Source organism: Neobacillus sp. Fa239 (genome assembly GCF_055395235.1).
Window position 1 is genome coordinate 747,413 of the sequence record NZ_AP041611.1, and the last position, 15,088, is coordinate 762,500.

The 15,088-nt window shown below is 41.3% G+C and carries 12 protein-coding genes and 1 rRNA gene (1 of these 13 only partly in view); 9 read left to right on the forward strand and 4 right to left on the reverse strand.

Features of this window, described 5'->3' with window-relative positions:
• Nucleotides 1-18: 18 nt before the first annotated feature.
• The 3 genes from ACZ5XR_RS03485 to ACZ5XR_RS03495 all read right to left on the reverse strand — a co-directional run bounded on the left by ACZ5XR_RS03485 (nt 19) and on the right by ACZ5XR_RS03495 (nt 7,396).
• Complete coding sequence (locus ACZ5XR_RS03485) at nt 19-1,098, reverse strand: FUSC family protein (RefSeq protein ID WP_464500318.1); 1,080 nt, start codon at nt 1,096-1,098, stop codon at nt 19-21.
• Between the two features lie 220 nt (nt 1,099-1,318).
• Complete coding sequence (locus ACZ5XR_RS03490) at nt 1,319-5,788, reverse strand: glutamate synthase-related protein (RefSeq protein WP_464500319.1); 4,470 nt, start codon at nt 5,786-5,788, stop codon at nt 1,319-1,321.
• Between the two features lie 312 nt (nt 5,789-6,100).
• A complete protein-coding gene (locus ACZ5XR_RS03495) occupies nt 6,101-7,396 on the reverse strand; it encodes a glutamate-1-semialdehyde 2,1-aminomutase (protein ID WP_464500320.1) in 1,296 nt (431 codons plus the stop codon).
• 165 nt (nt 7,397-7,561) lie between these two features.
• Here ACZ5XR_RS03495 and ACZ5XR_RS03500 point away from each other — a divergent pair, with 165 nt between their 5' ends.
• The 7 genes from ACZ5XR_RS03500 (at nt 7,562) to perR (ending at nt 12,450) form a co-directional block, all read left to right on the forward strand.
• Complete coding sequence (locus ACZ5XR_RS03500; protein WP_464500321.1) at nt 7,562-8,587, forward strand: ABC transporter ATP-binding protein; 1,026 nt, start codon at nt 7,562-7,564, stop codon at nt 8,585-8,587.
• A gap of 2 nt (nt 8,588-8,589) precedes the next feature.
• Nucleotides 8,590-9,381 carry an ABC transporter permease gene (locus ACZ5XR_RS03505; protein WP_464500322.1) on the forward strand — a complete coding sequence of 264 codons (792 nt, stop codon included), beginning with the start codon at nt 8,590-8,592 and terminating at the stop codon, nt 9,379-9,381.
• 3 nt (nt 9,382-9,384) lie between these two features.
• Entirely contained in the window at nt 9,385-10,170 is a 786-nt protein-coding gene (locus tag ACZ5XR_RS03510; RefSeq protein ID WP_464500323.1) for an ABC transporter permease, read from the forward strand.
• Between the two features lie 142 nt (nt 10,171-10,312).
• Nucleotides 10,313-10,618 carry an ion channel gene (locus ACZ5XR_RS03515; RefSeq protein ID WP_464500324.1) on the forward strand — a complete coding sequence of 102 codons (306 nt, stop codon included), beginning with the start codon at nt 10,313-10,315 and terminating at the stop codon, nt 10,616-10,618.
• 75 nt (nt 10,619-10,693) lie between these two features.
• Nucleotides 10,694-11,164 carry a thioredoxin-dependent thiol peroxidase gene (gene bcp, locus ACZ5XR_RS03520; RefSeq protein ID WP_464500325.1) on the forward strand — a complete coding sequence of 157 codons (471 nt, stop codon included), beginning with the start codon at nt 10,694-10,696 and terminating at the stop codon, nt 11,162-11,164.
• Between the two features lie 189 nt (nt 11,165-11,353).
• Nucleotides 11,354-11,902: a cob(I)yrinic acid a,c-diamide adenosyltransferase gene (locus ACZ5XR_RS03525; protein ID WP_464500326.1), complete on the forward strand. Its 549-nt coding sequence runs from the start codon at nt 11,354-11,356 to the stop codon at nt 11,900-11,902.
• Nucleotides 11,903-12,012: 110 nt separating this feature from the next.
• A complete protein-coding gene (gene perR / locus ACZ5XR_RS03530; protein ID WP_464500327.1) occupies nt 12,013-12,450 on the forward strand; it encodes a peroxide-responsive transcriptional repressor PerR in 438 nt (145 codons plus the stop codon).
• 614 nt (nt 12,451-13,064) lie between these two features.
• On the opposite strand, the gene ACZ5XR_RS03535 is transcribed toward perR, so the two are convergent.
• Nucleotides 13,065-13,418, reverse strand: coding sequence for a YgzB family protein (locus ACZ5XR_RS03535; protein WP_464502211.1), 354 nt, complete (start codon nt 13,416-13,418; stop codon nt 13,065-13,067).
• Nucleotides 13,419-13,567: 149 nt separating this feature from the next.
• On the opposite strand from ACZ5XR_RS03535, the gene ACZ5XR_RS03540 reads away from it, so the two are divergent.
• Both ACZ5XR_RS03540 and ACZ5XR_RS03545 read left to right on the forward strand, forming a co-directional pair.
• A complete protein-coding gene (locus ACZ5XR_RS03540) occupies nt 13,568-14,443 on the forward strand; it encodes a nucleotidyltransferase-like protein (RefSeq protein WP_464500328.1) in 876 nt (291 codons plus the stop codon).
• A gap of 267 nt (nt 14,444-14,710) precedes the next feature.
• Nucleotides 14,711-15,088: ribosomal RNA gene (locus tag ACZ5XR_RS03545) — 16S ribosomal RNA — on the forward strand (it continues 1,172 nt past the right edge of the window).

Sequence of the window (15,088 nt, forward strand, 5' to 3'; positions counted from 1 at the left end):
TGAAATCATAGAGGAAGGTTAATCTACCTCTGGTTTTTCTTCTATCGATACTTCATTATCGTGATAGGCATGAAAGCTGGTAATCAATGTTCCAAGGTGTTCCACTTGTTCACCATAATCAATAATGGATGAGACGATTTGCATTGTATGAAAGACATGTGGGTTATTGTGGTCTGAAAATTCCTTCTGATGAACCAAGAAGAGCTCATATAATTCCTGTTTGTTTAAACAAAGATTGCCATCCTCTTGATCAATAGGGGTTGGCACTTTCCCAATGAATCTGAGCATAATTTGTTCATGATGGTAAATCAAGTAATCTAATTGATTCTGGATAGCTTGCTGAAAGGTCTCCGGCAGGTTTAAAATTTCATTTTCAAAGCGATGCAGACGTTTTAATGTATCTAAAGCTTTTTTGGCAGCAGAAATCATTTGACGGTAGATGACGAGTTTGCGTGATTTAACTAGGTTATTTTTCTTAAAATAACTCCGTTCTTCCTTGTACATGGAATAGAACTGGCTGATCTTCATCAAATGATCCTTCAGTTTTTCAATATCGGTTTTAAGAAGTTGATGGTCAAAGTCATGACGCGTGCTTAAGCGAATCCATCTGATAATTTCTTCTGTTGTGCCCGAAATGCGAAAATAAAGCTTGCTTTCATATTTTGGGGGCATAAACAGTAAATTGACAATGAAAGCTGAAAAAACTCCAATCATGATTGTGGAGAAGCGGATCCCGGCAAAAAGGATAAAATTTCCTCCTTGTGTTTCCATAATGGAAACCAGGGTGACAAGGGAAAGCCCTATCGTATTTTCAAGTTTCAGTTTAAGATTGATTCCAATGACAATGATGGCAGCCAAGCCAATTACGGTAAAATGATTGCCAAAGAGAAGGACGAAAATAACGGCGAGGATCGCACCGATGATATTCCCTTGAACCTGCTCAATAATCGTTAAATAGGAGCGGTATATCGTCCGCTGTATCGCAAAAATTGCTGAGATACCGGCAAATACCGGTGAAGGAGAATGCAGCAGCTGAGCGAGATAAAGGGATAAAACAATTGCTATTCCCGTTTTAAAAATGCGGGCGCCTAACTTCATGTAAAATGGATTCCTTTCAAAAATATAATGATTTTAGTGTGCTCATTTAAAAGCTATATATGGATTAAAACATATTATCATAAAAATTTATATGTATTTTTTCTTAAGATTTAACAAAAGAAAAAAACGTCCGCCAATTGGCGAACGTTTTTTTAAAATAAGGGGGTCAGTCCCCCGACAGTTTAACGCGTTAAACCACTGGGGGTCTGACCCCTTTAAATCATTCCGTTGATACAGATGGATCTGCTTGTTCTTTAACAGGAAGAATTTGCACGAAGTGCTCATCAGGATTAGCTAATAGTGTCTTTAACTGATTCGCTTCTTCTAACTGGCCATCAGTTTCGAGCAAGCTAATATATTGACCTAATAGCTCAGTAATATCCTGTTTGCCTTTTTCGTTTAATGAAGAGACGGAAACTTTCGCTCCTTTTGCAATTCTTCGCTGAATCGCGTCTTTTGTTAAACCTAATTCAGGCTGATGACGGACATAAATGACGCCGCCGGTCATCCCCGCACAAATCCATGGTCCCGGGTCACCTAATACGAGACCGCGGCCGTTTGTCATATATTCAAAGGCAAAACCTTTAATATTGGCATTTGAGCCGACATTCCCATATTCTTTTTCAGGAATTGGCTTTTTCAATCCGCCGCCGATGATTAAATCTGCTCCGGAAAGACGGATCCCTGCTCTGGCATCAGCATTTCCTTGGGCTACAAGAAGCCCTTTTTGTGCCCCGTAACCAAAGCCCTTACCAACCGAGCCATTGTAATAGCGGCCATCCTTTCCTTTTGCTTTAAGGATTTGAATATTTCCGCCAAAGGAAGTTTTCCCTACACCATCCTGGCCGCCGCCATTTACAGTAATTTCGATTCCTTCACTGTTATAGGCACCTAAGCCGTTTCCAGGGATGGAGCCATCCTTATAGGTTAGCTTGACTGGCGGAAGCTGTTTATAGGAGCCGTCCAGTCTTCCACGGACACGATGGCAGGAAACACGGCTTCCCAACACGCGCTGCTCCGAGGTTACACTGACAAACTCACGGGAGGAATGCAGATTCTCAACACTTGCATCCAGGTATTCAGCTCCAACAGCCACCTGCATCAATACTTCCTCGATAGACTTTGATGCCTCCGTCTTAGCAAATTGACTGATCTCGAGTGGTTTTAGCAGGAAGGAGAGATCTAGAAGCTGATGTCCCCGAGTTTGCTCTAATAAATCAGACCGGCCAACCGCATCCTGCAGATTGCGAATTCCAAGCGTTGCAGCCAGACTTTTAAGCTCGTTCCCAAAAGCGGTAAACAGATTGATAATTCCTTGAACGGCTAAATCAAGTTGGCGTGGGACAAATCGGCGCAGGCCGTGTTCTTTTGCCTGTGCTTCCGAATCAATTTGTGTCGCAATACCGACATGACAGGTATCTAAATGACACCCACGGCAGGTCGTACAGCCGATGGCGAGCATTGACAATGTGCCGAAACCAACACGATTTGCGCCGAGTAGCATGATTTTCAAAACATCTACTGCGCTTTTGATACCGCCGTCAGCCCATAATTCTACTTTATGGCGGAGACCGCTTTCCAAAAGGGCATTATGTGCTGCTTTTACACCGATTTCAACCGGAAGCCCGACATGCTGGAGGGCATGGATTCTGGCTGCACCTGTTCCGCCATCGAAGCCGCTAAGTGTGATAATGTCCGCACCTGCTTTCGCAATACCGACTGCGATTGTACCGATATTCGGAACAACAGGGACTTTAACTGCAATTTTCGCCTGGTCATTAGCTGTTTTTAACTCTTGAATCATTTGAGCCAAATCTTCAATCGAATAAATATCATGGTTGTTTGAAGGTGAAATTAAATCGGAACCAATTGTTGCATTACGTGCTTCGGCAATCTTTGCGGTAACCTTTGAGCCTGGAAGGTGGCCGCCTTCACCCGGCTTTGCTCCCTGGCCAATCTTAATTTCCAATAAATTAGATGAATTTAACAGCTCGGCGTTAACTCCAAATCTTCCTGAGGCGACCTGTTGACCTCTTGTGTTTGGATACTTGCCAAGCATATCCTTTATTTCTCCACCTTCACCATTCAGGCTCACCATATTAAGGCGGTCTGCACCTTCGGCATAGGCCCGGAATGCTGTTTCGTTTTGCGAGCCAAAAGACATGGAAGAAATGACAAACGGCAAATCATGAATACCAACACTAATATTTACATCGTTTGGCGTTACGGCATTCCTACCGGCTTTTAAACTGGCAAGATGGCGGATCGTTGTTGGATTTTCCCATTCCTGCTCGGAAATTTTGTCACGATACGTGCTATAGTCACCAGTTGCAGCCACTTCGCCGATGGCTTTCCAAATCCTTGGAAATAGGTGAAAGGTTTTTCCGACTCGTTCTTTTTCATTTTGGTAATCCCCTGCTCTAGCAAGTGAGTCAAGCTTCATCGCCTTAAAATCAAACTCAATTTCTTTGGAGCCAAAGAAGTTCACGATCCCCAAAAGTTTCGCGATATCCTCATGCAAGCCGATACTCGAGAAAAGCCGTCCATAACCACGAAGTTCATGAATACCAATAGTTGAAATGACTTTTTCGAGTCCTTTGGTAAGTGCACTATACAAATTGTTAAGCGGCTTCGTTGATTCATCAAACACGGTGATGAACATATAATATGGGCTGACTAAATCTGCGCCTATTCCCAGAGCTGTAATGATGTCGTGCAGGGAACGCAGGGCAGCAGAACGTAATAGTAAAGAACAATCTCTTCTAAGACCGGCCTTAACTAAAGCCTGATCAATCGCGGATGTTGCCAGGTGCGGGTCAATCCAGTAAGAATCTTCCTGATGCGCTTTGGCGTCATCAAGAACGAGTAAGGTTTTTCCGGCTTGAACAGCTTGCACAGCTTCAGAAGCCAATCTTTCAAGGGCTGCATCTACTTCTTCATCCGTTTGGAAGGTTGTTGAAATAAACTGAGCTAATTTTTGCTCATGGAAATATTGCACCACTTGATCAAAGGTCGGCTGTCCTAAATCTTCCGAACAGCTATAGCCGGCTTTTCCTTCTAACAGTAAAGGGGTCGTAAGCTCCAGAACAGAAATCGTTTTTTCTGTTGCAAATAATGATGGGCGCTTCCCGACGATGACACGAGTGGAAAAATGCTCGGTTTCACGGTCGCGGTCGATCGCAGGGTTCGTGACAACTGCAACACTTTCCTTAAAGTAATCGGCAAGATTTTTTCGCTCAGGATTAAGGGCTGCAAGAGGAGCATCGTGTCCTAGCGAGCGAATAGGTTCAACACCTTTTTCGGCCATTTGTTCAATTAATTGGATGTGATCGCGTTCCCATCCGAAAGCTTTATATTGTCCATTATGAATTTTGTCCGGGTAATTCATCGAGACCGTTTTATTTAGTTTAGGAGTTTGTAATCGGTACCTTGCGCCATCAAGATTTAAACGTCCGGAATAACGGTTCAACACTTCTGATTGGAAATGACCCTGTTCGTAAACATCCAACACGTCTCCATTCCATTTAAACCCAACCTTTTCGCCAGGTGCTAATGGCTTCGGATCATTTACATATTCACTTGATGGAATAATTCCCGGTTCTGATGAAAATAGATAGGAGCTAATCGTTTCAAGCATCCAAAGAGGGCGCAGTCCCAGAGCATCGACGCTGAATGCTGCCTCATCCCCGTAACGAGAAATGATCCCTGCAGGGCCTTGAGCAAAATGTCCCCATGCTTCGCGAAGATAAGTATATAGATCTTGCAGCTCTTCCGAATAAGCCTTTATTTCATTGATAATTGGCGGGAATAATAGATCGATAGCTTCAAATAAGGAAAAACCTTCACGGCAAATTAAAGTCTCCATCGTCCTGCTTAAATCCTGAGAGTCACTGCCATCTTTTACGAGAGGAACTCCAATCATTTTTGCTTCATCACGCAGCTTCGCAATTGTATTAATTTCTCCATTATGACCTAGTACACTAAAGGGCTGAACTCTGAAAAAGCTCGAAAGGGTATTGGTTGAATAGCGATTGTGTCCCAGTGTCATTGTGGATGCGACAATTGGATTTGCTAGGTCGTGATAGTATCGCGGAAGAATGTCACCAGCCCCCATAACTTTATAAACCACGTGATTTTGGCTTAGAGATGCCACATGAACATGTTCATTTTTCTCAAAATCGAGCAGTGCTTCAAAAAGAGTTTTCGTTAGATTTTGACCTTTTTCACTTGATAGGCAGGCAAACTGCCAGAAAACAGGGTTTTCTTGAATGGCAATCGGTCCAAGTGCGGATGAATCCGTTACTTGATCCGTTTCAAAAATCAGCTCTAATTGATAGTTTTCAAGCTTTTTGACTAATTCCTTTTTTGTGGTATCCCAGTTTTCATTTTGGCTGATAAAAACATGGCCAACAGCAAATTCTTCTTTCTCGGCAAGTGTTGGGTCCACTCCTGCTGCCTGAAGCTTTTCTTTCCATAGATTGATAGGGATGTCTGTATGAATTCCTACGCCATCACCTTCACCATTAATAAATCCGGCGCGATGATTCATCGTGACGAGGGCATTAATACAATTAAAGATATTTTCTCTGGTAGGCTGCTTGTTCTTTTCTAGGCAAGCAACTATTCCGCATGCATCATGCTCATCTTTATGGAAATCTTTAAAAAGGGAAGGGGTCCAATTTTGTGTCATTACGTTTGGGCTTCATCGGGTAATCCTCTAAAGCCGCTTCACCTCCTATTAAATTAATAAATTGAGAAAATCTCATGTGTGGTTTGAAACTTTATTGAGGCAATTAGTTAAAGGATAAAAATAAAATAATAAATTTATAGTATCATATGAATTTTCAGAAATCAAATAAATATGCAGAAAATTGGATAGGGAATTTGGCTGATAAAAACGAAGGATGTATAAACAAATGTTTTAATGCAAGCGTTTTCATGAGGGCGGTAAACATAAAAGGGAGTTTCGAACACTCCCTTTTATTGTATAAAAAATGAATAATTATTCGTCTCTTAGTGAAGAAAATGCATTGTTAACAGCATGGAGTGTCGCCTCAACATCTTCTTTTGTGTGGGCAATCGTCAGGAACCAGGCTTCATATTTAGAAGGAGCCAGGTTAATTCCTTGGTGCAGCATAAGTTTGAAGAATTTAGCAAAAGTTTCGCCATCCGTTTTTTCGGCCTGCTCATAGTTTTCAATTTTTTCATTTGTAAAATAAACCGTTAAGGCGCCTTTTAGGCGATTAATCGTGATCGCAATGTCATGTTCTTTTGCAGCCGCTAGTATTCCTTCTTCAAGCATGATTCCTAATTGGTCTAAGTACTCATAAACACCATCTTGTTTTAATACTTCGAGACAGGCTATTCCAGATAGAATGGAAGCGGGATTACCCGCCATGGTTCCTGCTTGATAGGCAGGGCCGAGCGGTGCTACGGTTTCCATAATTTCTTTACGGCCTCCATACGCACCAATTGGCAGACCGCCTCCGATAATTTTTCCTAGTGCGGTTAAATCAGGTTGAATTCCTAATAAATCCTGGGCACCACCATACATAAATCGGAAGGCTGTTATAACTTCATCATAGATGACAAGAGCTCCAGCCGCATGTGTCAGGTCATTGACCTGCTGCAGGAATCCTGGTTTTGGTTCCACGATCCCAAAATTCCCAACAATCGGTTCTACGAGGACGGCTGCAATCTGATCTCCCCATTTTTCCAAAGCTTCTTTAAAAGGCTCTATATCATTAAAAGGAACCGTGATGACTTCCTGCGCGATACTCTTTGGCACTCCTGCAGAATCCGGGGTACCGAGTGTGGATGGCCCGGAACCGGCAGCAACAAGAACAAGGTCAGAGTGTCCATGATAGCAGCCGGCAAACTTGATAATTTTATCACGTCCGGTATAAGCGCGGGCAACTCGAATGGTGGTCATGACGGCTTCCGTTCCGGAATTAACGAACCGGACTTTATCCAATGAAGGAATCGCTTCCTTCAGCATTTTTGCAAATTTAACTTCATGTGGAGTCGGTGTTCCGTATAGAACTCCTGCTTCAGCTGCACGTTTGATGGCTTCCGTAATATGCGGATGGGCATGACCAGTAATAATCGGGCCATAGGCCGCAAGATAATCGATATACTGGTTGCCGTCGACATCCCAAAAATAGGCCCCCTGTCCCCGCTCCATAACGACAGGAGCGCCTCCGCCAACCGCTTTATAGGAACGCGATGGGCTATTCACTCCCCCTACTATATGTTCAAGTGCCTCATTATGTAATCGTTCCGATTGAATGAATTGCATGATTTTTCCTCCTTTAAATGGATTCTTCATTATTTTAGCACGCTTTTTTAGGAATGAACGCTGTTTTAACTTTTTGAAAATTTGCTAGAAGGTACCAGATTGTTGTGTTAGACCGCTAATTTGGCTAAACTAACAAATTAGGGCAATGCATCAGGAGGAAAAAAGATGACAAATGTAATAGAAGTGAAAAATCTTCGCAAAGAGTTTAAATCTTATTCAAGCCGAACTGGTTTAAAGGGGGCGTTTCGCGACCTCCTTACAAGAAATTATAAAGTGGTGCCTGCTGTTAATGATATCAATATTGAGGTTAAACAGGGGGAAATGGTCGGTTATATTGGCGAAAATGGCGCCGGCAAGTCGACTACGATCAAAATGTTGACCGGTATCTTAACTCCGACATCAGGAAACATCATGGTAAATGGGATGAATCCGCATAAGGAGCGGGAACGATTTGTGCAAACCATCGGGGTGGTATTTGGTCAGCGCTCGCAATTATGGTGGGATATTGCGGTCCAGGAATCTTTCCGGTTATTGAAAAAAGTCTATAAAGTATCAGATGCCCATTATAACGAGCATATGGATCATGTGATTAAGACCTTGGACATCGATCCGCTTTTGGATAAGCCTGTCCGCAAATTATCGCTTGGTCAACGAATGAGATGTGAATTGGCAGCGGCGTTGATTCATAATCCGCCGCTATTATTTTTAGATGAACCAACGATTGGGTTGGATGTATTGGTGAAATTGAAAATCCGGGAGTTTTTAAAAGAAATTAATGAGAAATATAACACGACCATCCTTTTAACGACCCATGATTTATCAGATATTGAAGCATTGTGCGAGCGGGTGATTATGCTTGATGAAGGAAAAATTATTTATGACGGTGCGCTCAGAAGCTTAAAGGAGAATTGGGGAGAAGGGAAGGAACTGCAGTTCGAATTTCTCGAGCATGTAGGAATCAGAAGGATTCGAGACATCACGGCAGGAATGCCTGTGAAATGGGATATGGACGAAAAGGATTCCGTTTTTATTGCAAATTTGGAGGATAATGATGAAGTGATCTCCCAGGTGATTGCCAAGGTTGTGGCAGCATTTAAAATTAAAGACATTAGAATAAATGAAACCTCAACAGAAGAAATCATCCGGAATATTTACGAAAAAGGGAATGTGAAGGTGGAAGGGGGGCAATAAAATTGGACAAATATCTTGAAATGGTTCGGATCCGATTTTTAATGATGCTTGCCTATCGCTCTGACTATTATACAGGCATTGTCATTTATAGCATCAATATTGGTGCCTATTATTTTTTATGGTCGGCCATTTACGGGGAAAAACAGCACATCGTGGGACTTTCCGTTCTTCAAATGACCACCTATGTGGCGATTTCCTGGATGGCACGTGCCTTTTATTTTAACAATCTCGATCGGGAAATGGCTCTTGAGATTATGGAAGGAAAAGTCGCGATTGAATTAATCCGTCCTTATAGTTATCTGGGTATGAAGGTGATGCAAGGGCTGGGGGAAGGGACTTTTAGGCTTCTCTTCTTCTCCGTTCCGGGCATAGTTATTGTCTCGTTCATTTTTCCGATAAAATTCACTTGGGATCTAAGTGTTTGGGGTTTATTTGCCGTTTCAACCCTCTTAAGCTTTTTTATCAATACCGAGTTGAATCTATTAACAGGAATAACGACTTTCTTCTTATATAATAACGCAGGGCTTATCCGGGCAAAGCGTGTGGTAATCGATTTATTTTCCGGACTGCTGCTGCCGATCAGCTTTTTTCCCGGCTGGGCACAAAATGTGATGAAATACCTCCCGTTTCAAGGAATCAGCTATATACCAAGCATGATATTTACGAAGGGATTTTCACACCAGCAAGCAATGGATGCTATTTATCAGCAGTTCATCTGGGTGATTATCATAATTTTTCCGATCCAAGTTCTTTGGTATATAGCGAAGAAGCAGATGATCATTCAAGGGGGGTAAGCAATGTTTTATATATCGATGTTTTTTCAATATCTTTCCCAATATTTAAAAACGAGATTACAGTACAGAGCTGATTTGTTTGTTGAGTTTTTCTCGGATTTAATGTCACAGGCGATTAATTTGATTTTTATTTTAGTTGTCTTTGGCCACACAAGCTTGCTTAATGGCTGGAGCAGGGATGAAATTATCTTTATCTACGGTTTTTTCCTCGTTCCTTTCGCGCTGTTTTCTGCCTTTTTTAACATTTGGGATTTTAATGAGCGCTATATTGTAAAAGGGGAATTGGATCGAATCTTAACAAGACCCATCCATAGTCTCTTTCAAATTATTTTGGAGCGGCTTGAACTCGAATCGTTATTAGGGGCCATTACCGGACTTGCAGTCATGTTATATTCTGGCATTCGCCTCGGGCTGGAAGTGAAATGGTATGATCCTCTCCTGTTTTTCATTTTTGTGATTGGAGGGGCCTTGGTGTACGGGGGCGTGTTTATTATGATAGCCTGCATAAGCTTCTGGGCGGATGCAAGAACTTCACTCATGCCTATGATGTACAATATCAGCAATTATGGACGTTATCCTGTCGACATTTATAATAAAGCTATCCGTTTTTGTTTAACATGGATACTGCCGTTTGCTTTTGTGGGTGTTTATCCGGCATCGTTTTTTCTTAGAAAAAAAGAGTGGTATGGATACGCATTTTTAACGCCGGCCATGGGGATCGTTTTCTTTGCCCTTTCCATCTTCTTATGGAATCAAGGTGTAAAAAAATATCGCGGGGCGGGAAATTAATGTCCAAGCCTGCATAGAAATAGAATAACTCCTGTTTTCTATCGAGGTGACTAAAGTGTTCTATTTCTTGCTGCCCATTGTGGTATTTTGCATTTTTATGAGTTTAAAAACGCTATTTATTCCCAACACACTAAGAGGAAAAATGGTATCCGTGGAAAATTTCCTATTTTTAGGTTGTATTTATTTAACGGTTATCATTGGTTATGGGCTGATCTATATGCTGTTTGAACTGAAAGGGATTTCCTTGCTGAAGGAAATGAATCATGGAAGCCTTTATAATATGTTTGAAACCAGTTTTTATTTTAGTGCGATGACGTTATTTTCAGTCGGCAACGGTGACGTGATTCCCGTAGGTTTCGGTAGAATTGTAGCTGTGACGGAGGCCTTAATTGGCTATACGGTGCCGGCTGCCTTTGTCGCACGTGCCTTTTTTGGACAGGAAAAATAAGTCGTTTATTTGCAATGTTTAAAAAGATTGGCTAGTCTATAAATATAGAATAATTTTCCGAAGAGGAGGATAAACATGACAGTTGAATTAGGTACAGCAGCACCAGATTTTAATCTTGAAGCAAGCAACGGTGAACAAGTAAAGTTATCAGATTTCCGCGGGACGAATGTCGTGCTTTATTTTTATCCAAAAGATATGACTCCTGGGTGTACCACTGAAGCATGTGATTTTCGAGACCGCATTCAAGATTTTCATGATGTAAACGCCGTTATTTTAGGAGTGAGTCCTGACCCGGTGGACCGTCATCAAAAATTTGCTGAAAAATATGGATTGCCATTTTTGCTGCTGGCTGATGTGGAACATCAAGTGGCCGAAGCCTTTGATGTTTGGAAGTTAAAGAAAAACTTTGGCAAAGAATACATGGGGATTGAAAGATCTACCTTTATTCTGGATAAGGAAGGTAAATTGGCTAAAGAATGGAGAAAGGTTCAAGTAAAGGGGCATGTAGAAGAGGCGTTGACATACATACGTGAGCACCTTCAGTAATTTCGCTTTTTACCTGCCTATTTTCTTGATTAGAGGCTTTTGTCCAATGCAATTAAACAATGATTGAATATCATTTTATTAGGGCATACCTCCTCAGATTAAAACTTTCGGGTCCAACACGGGCCCTTTTTTTATTTTCTAATATTTCTATAGGTGTTATGATGAAGTAAAAACAAGGGGGTATTGATCGTGAAAATCTATACAAAAACAGGTGATAAGGGGACAACATCTCTTATTTACGGACAAAGAGTGGCGAAAAATGATGTGCGTGTTGAAGCGTACGGAACATGTGATGAAACGAATTCGATGATTGGTCTTGCGTTAAGCCATTTAAATGGTGAAAGTTTTCAAGGATTAGAAATATTTAAGCAGTTTTTTCATAAAATACAAACAAATCTTTTTCATGTCGGTGCTGAACTCGCAACCCCAAAAGGAAAAGAAGTTAAGTGGTCACTTAAACCTGCTGATATAGAAGAAATGGAAAACCAAATTGATGAATGGTCCACAGATCTCCCCGCTCTGACAAATTTTATTCTTCCGGGGGGGCATCCGTCAGGGGCAGCCTTTCATGTTGCCAGGACAACGGCAAGAAGAGCGGAGAGGATAGCTGTAACTATTGGGGAAGATGTCAACCCATTGGTATTAGCTTACTTAAATAGGCTCTCGGATTTATTGTTTGTTACAGCAAGGTATGTGAATCATCAGTTAGGTGAAAAAGAGCAAACATTACACGAATAGTGATAAAAACATCAGGATTAATGAGATATCAATATTGACAAAAGTGTTATTATGTTAGTAAACTAATTATAACAATTATAATGTAAGAATATTTTTTAGAAAAGAGGTGCATGGCGATGAATCACTTAAAAGAAGCGTTGGATACCTTAAAGGAAACAGGAGTGCGTATTACTCCTCAACGTCATGCGATACTTGAATATTTAATAAATTCAATGTCACATCCTACTGCAGATGAAATTTACAAGGCCCTTGAAGGTAAATTCCCTAATATGAGTGTGGCTACGGTTTACAATAATTTACGAGTATTTCGTGAGGTGGGTCTTGTAAAAGAATTAACCTATGGTGATGCTTCAAGCCGCTTTGATTTTGTCACAACACATCATTACCATGTCATTTGTGAGAAGTGCGGAAGAATTGTCGATTTTCATTATCCCGGTTTGGATGAAGTGGAACACCTGGCTTCGCATGTAACGGGCTTTAAGATTGATAATCACCGAATGGAAATCTACGGATCCTGCCCAGAATGCACAAGTAAAGAAGTTCATTAAGTAAGGAAAGAGCTGATTCGTGGGAGAATTAGTTCTTTTTTTATTGGTGGGGCTTCCAAAGGAAAAAAAGAGAGCGAAGTGTCCGTGAAGAAGGCGCTCGAGGACAGTAGGGGTCAAAAAAGAGAGCGAAGTGTCCTTGACGAAAGCGCTCGAGGACAGTGGGGGTCAAAAAATAGAGTGGAGTGTCCGTGAAGAAAGCGCTCGAGGACAGTTGGAGCCAAAAAAGAGAGCGAAGTGTCCGTGAAGAAGGCGCTCGAGGACAGTAGGGGTCAAAAAAAGAGAGTGAAGTGTCCGTGAAGAAGGCGCTCGAGGACAGTTAGGGTCAAAAAATAGAGTGAAGTGTCCGTGAAGAAGGCGCTCGAGGACAGTTGGGGTCAAAAAAGAGAGCGAAATGTCCGTGAAGAGGGCGCTCGAGGACAGTTGGGGTCAAAAAAAGAGAGCGAAGTGTCCGTGAAGAAGGCTCTAAAGAACATAAGGGAGTCAAGTCTTCTTGATTAAACCTAGTCAATAATCAAAATCAAATATGGTTTGATGAGAGTAGAAAATAAACAACATTAATTTAAAAAAGTTCTATGAAAAAAGAGGATGCCACAAAAATGGGTCATCCTCTTTCTCTATTTTCCTGATTTCTTATTATAGGACTCATCGAATTCTTTTCCTTCGAGATGTTGGTCGAGGGTTAAAGGCTCGCGACAGTGCATGCACATATCCACTTTTCCAAGCATTTTTGTCGGTTTGCCGCAGCTTGGACATTTGACCTGGACCGCTTTAGTGGACAACATTCCTATCCAAAAATAAACGACAGTACTAGCGATAATAAAAATTAGACCGAAAATCATAAAGATGGTCATAATAAGTGGTGAGGATCGAAAATAAATACCACCATACATAACGATGAAACCCACAAAAATTAACGCAAGTGCAAAGGTTCTTATTTTATTAATTTTACTTGTATATTTTGCCACGATTCTCCCTCCTAGAGAAGACTATACCATATTTAAGTGGAGAGAAAAAACTCTTGCAAAGCAATGTGTCGAAATTTGTCTAGACATTTAGAAGGAGATTTTTATTTTCTGTCGAACATTATATGCTATCGAAAATAATGGAGGAATGATGAATGGAAGACATTCTTCGGCCAATTTATCAAGAAAGAGCTAGCCAATCGAATACGCTCGGAGTTTTGATGGTTGAAAAAAGGCAAAAATCACGACATACAACAGACTCATTTGATGAAATACTTTTGATAATCGTTAAAGAAGCTGAGAAACCAATATTAATAAAGCATTACTCATATGGCGATAAAAAAGCTGCCATGCATATCATTGCTGAGGAAAAGCTGAATGATTGGATTTTGCTGGGGACAAATCGAAAAATATACGAATGGATCGACGACGCAAAAATTCTTTTTGATCGTAACGAATATGTGGCGAATTTGAAAAAAGAACTTAGGGATTTTCCGTTTTACGGGCGGAAAATTAAAATGGGTCTGGAATTTGCGAAATTAATTCGCCGTTATGTTGATGGAAAAGCACTCTTTGAAAGCCACTTATATTTGGATGCCTATAACCACGTTGTCCATTCCTTGCACCATCTCGCAAGATTGGCGGTAATTGAAAATGGCCTTCATCCAGAACTAACAGTCTGGCATCAGGTTAAACTTATTGAACCCGAAATTTTTAAGCTGTATGAAGAACTTGTAAATAGCGAAGAAACACTTGAAAAAAGACTGGAATTGCTTTTTCTAGCCAGTGAATTCATGATTCATTCCAGAACCAAATTAGGTACCGTGCATCTGTTGGATATCCTTTCTGAAAAGGAGCACTGGTCATTCAATGAAATTATGAATGAAAAAGAATTAAAACCTTATTCGGTAGACATGGCAGTTATGCTTGAATATTTAATTGAAAAACATTTAGTTGAAGTTGTTAATGTAGAAACGAAAGGTCCTGGGATCTTTCATCGATGTTATCGGGCAAATAAAAAATTATCGTAAAAAAACAAAAAGAGTATTGACCTTTCGAAAAATACTTGGTATATTTATAACCGTCGCTGCGGAACGAACTGATAAAGTTTCTTCTGAAGTGACGGTTAAAAAATGTTGTTGACATCACAAAGTGATTTGTGATATATTAAGAAAGTCGCTTCTGGCGATTGTGTGAAATTGATCTTTGAAAACTAAACAAACAAGACGTGTAAACAAACAATAAAATTCGTTTCTTTTTGAAACGGAGCCAACGTAACATTTTTGAGCTAATCAACTTTCTTGGAGAGTTTGATCCTGGCTCAGGACGAACGCTGGCGGCGTGCCTAATACATGCAAGTCGAGCGAATCAATGGGAGCTTGCTCCCGTTGGTTAGCGGCGGACGGGTGAGTAACACGTGGGCAACCTGCCTGTAAGACTGGGATAACACCGGGAAACCGGTGCTAATACCGGATAATCCTTTTCCTCTCATGAGGAAAAGTTGAAAGACGGTTTCGGCTGTCACTTACAGATGGGCCCGCGGCGCATTAGCTAGTTGGTGAGGTAACGGCTCACCAAGGCGACGATGCGTAGCCGACCTGAGAGGGTGATCGGCCACACTGGGACTGAGACACGGCCCAGACTCCTACGGGAGGCAGCAGTAGGGAATCTTCCGC

Bases quoted from the DNA above. Each gene is read 5' to 3' on its own strand.
- ACZ5XR_RS03540 (WP_464500328.1), top strand. From the start codon at position 13,568: ATGGAAGACATTCTTCGGCCAATTTATCAAGAAAGAGCTAGCCAATCG.
- ACZ5XR_RS03500 (WP_464500321.1), top strand. From the start codon at position 7,562: ATGACAAATGTAATAGAAGTGAAAAATCTTCGCAAAGAGTTTAAATCT.
- perR (WP_464500327.1), top strand. From the start codon at position 12,013: ATGGCGATGAATCACTTAAAAGAAGCGTTGGATACCTTAAAGGAAACA.
- ACZ5XR_RS03490 (WP_464500319.1), bottom strand. From the start codon at position 5,788: ATGACACAAAATTGGACCCCTTCCCTTTTTAAAGATTTCCATAAAGAT.
- ACZ5XR_RS03485 (WP_464500318.1), bottom strand. From the start codon at position 1,098: ATGAAGTTAGGCGCCCGCATTTTTAAAACGGGAATAGCAATTGTTTTA.
- bcp (WP_464500325.1), top strand. From the start codon at position 10,694: ATGACAGTTGAATTAGGTACAGCAGCACCAGATTTTAATCTTGAAGCA.
- ACZ5XR_RS03510 (WP_464500323.1), top strand. From the start codon at position 9,385: ATGTTTTATATATCGATGTTTTTTCAATATCTTTCCCAATATTTAAAA.
- ACZ5XR_RS03495 (WP_464500320.1), bottom strand. From the start codon at position 7,396: ATGCAATTCATTCAATCGGAACGATTACATAATGAGGCACTTGAACAT.
- ACZ5XR_RS03515 (WP_464500324.1), top strand. From the start codon at position 10,313: ATGGTATCCGTGGAAAATTTCCTATTTTTAGGTTGTATTTATTTAACG.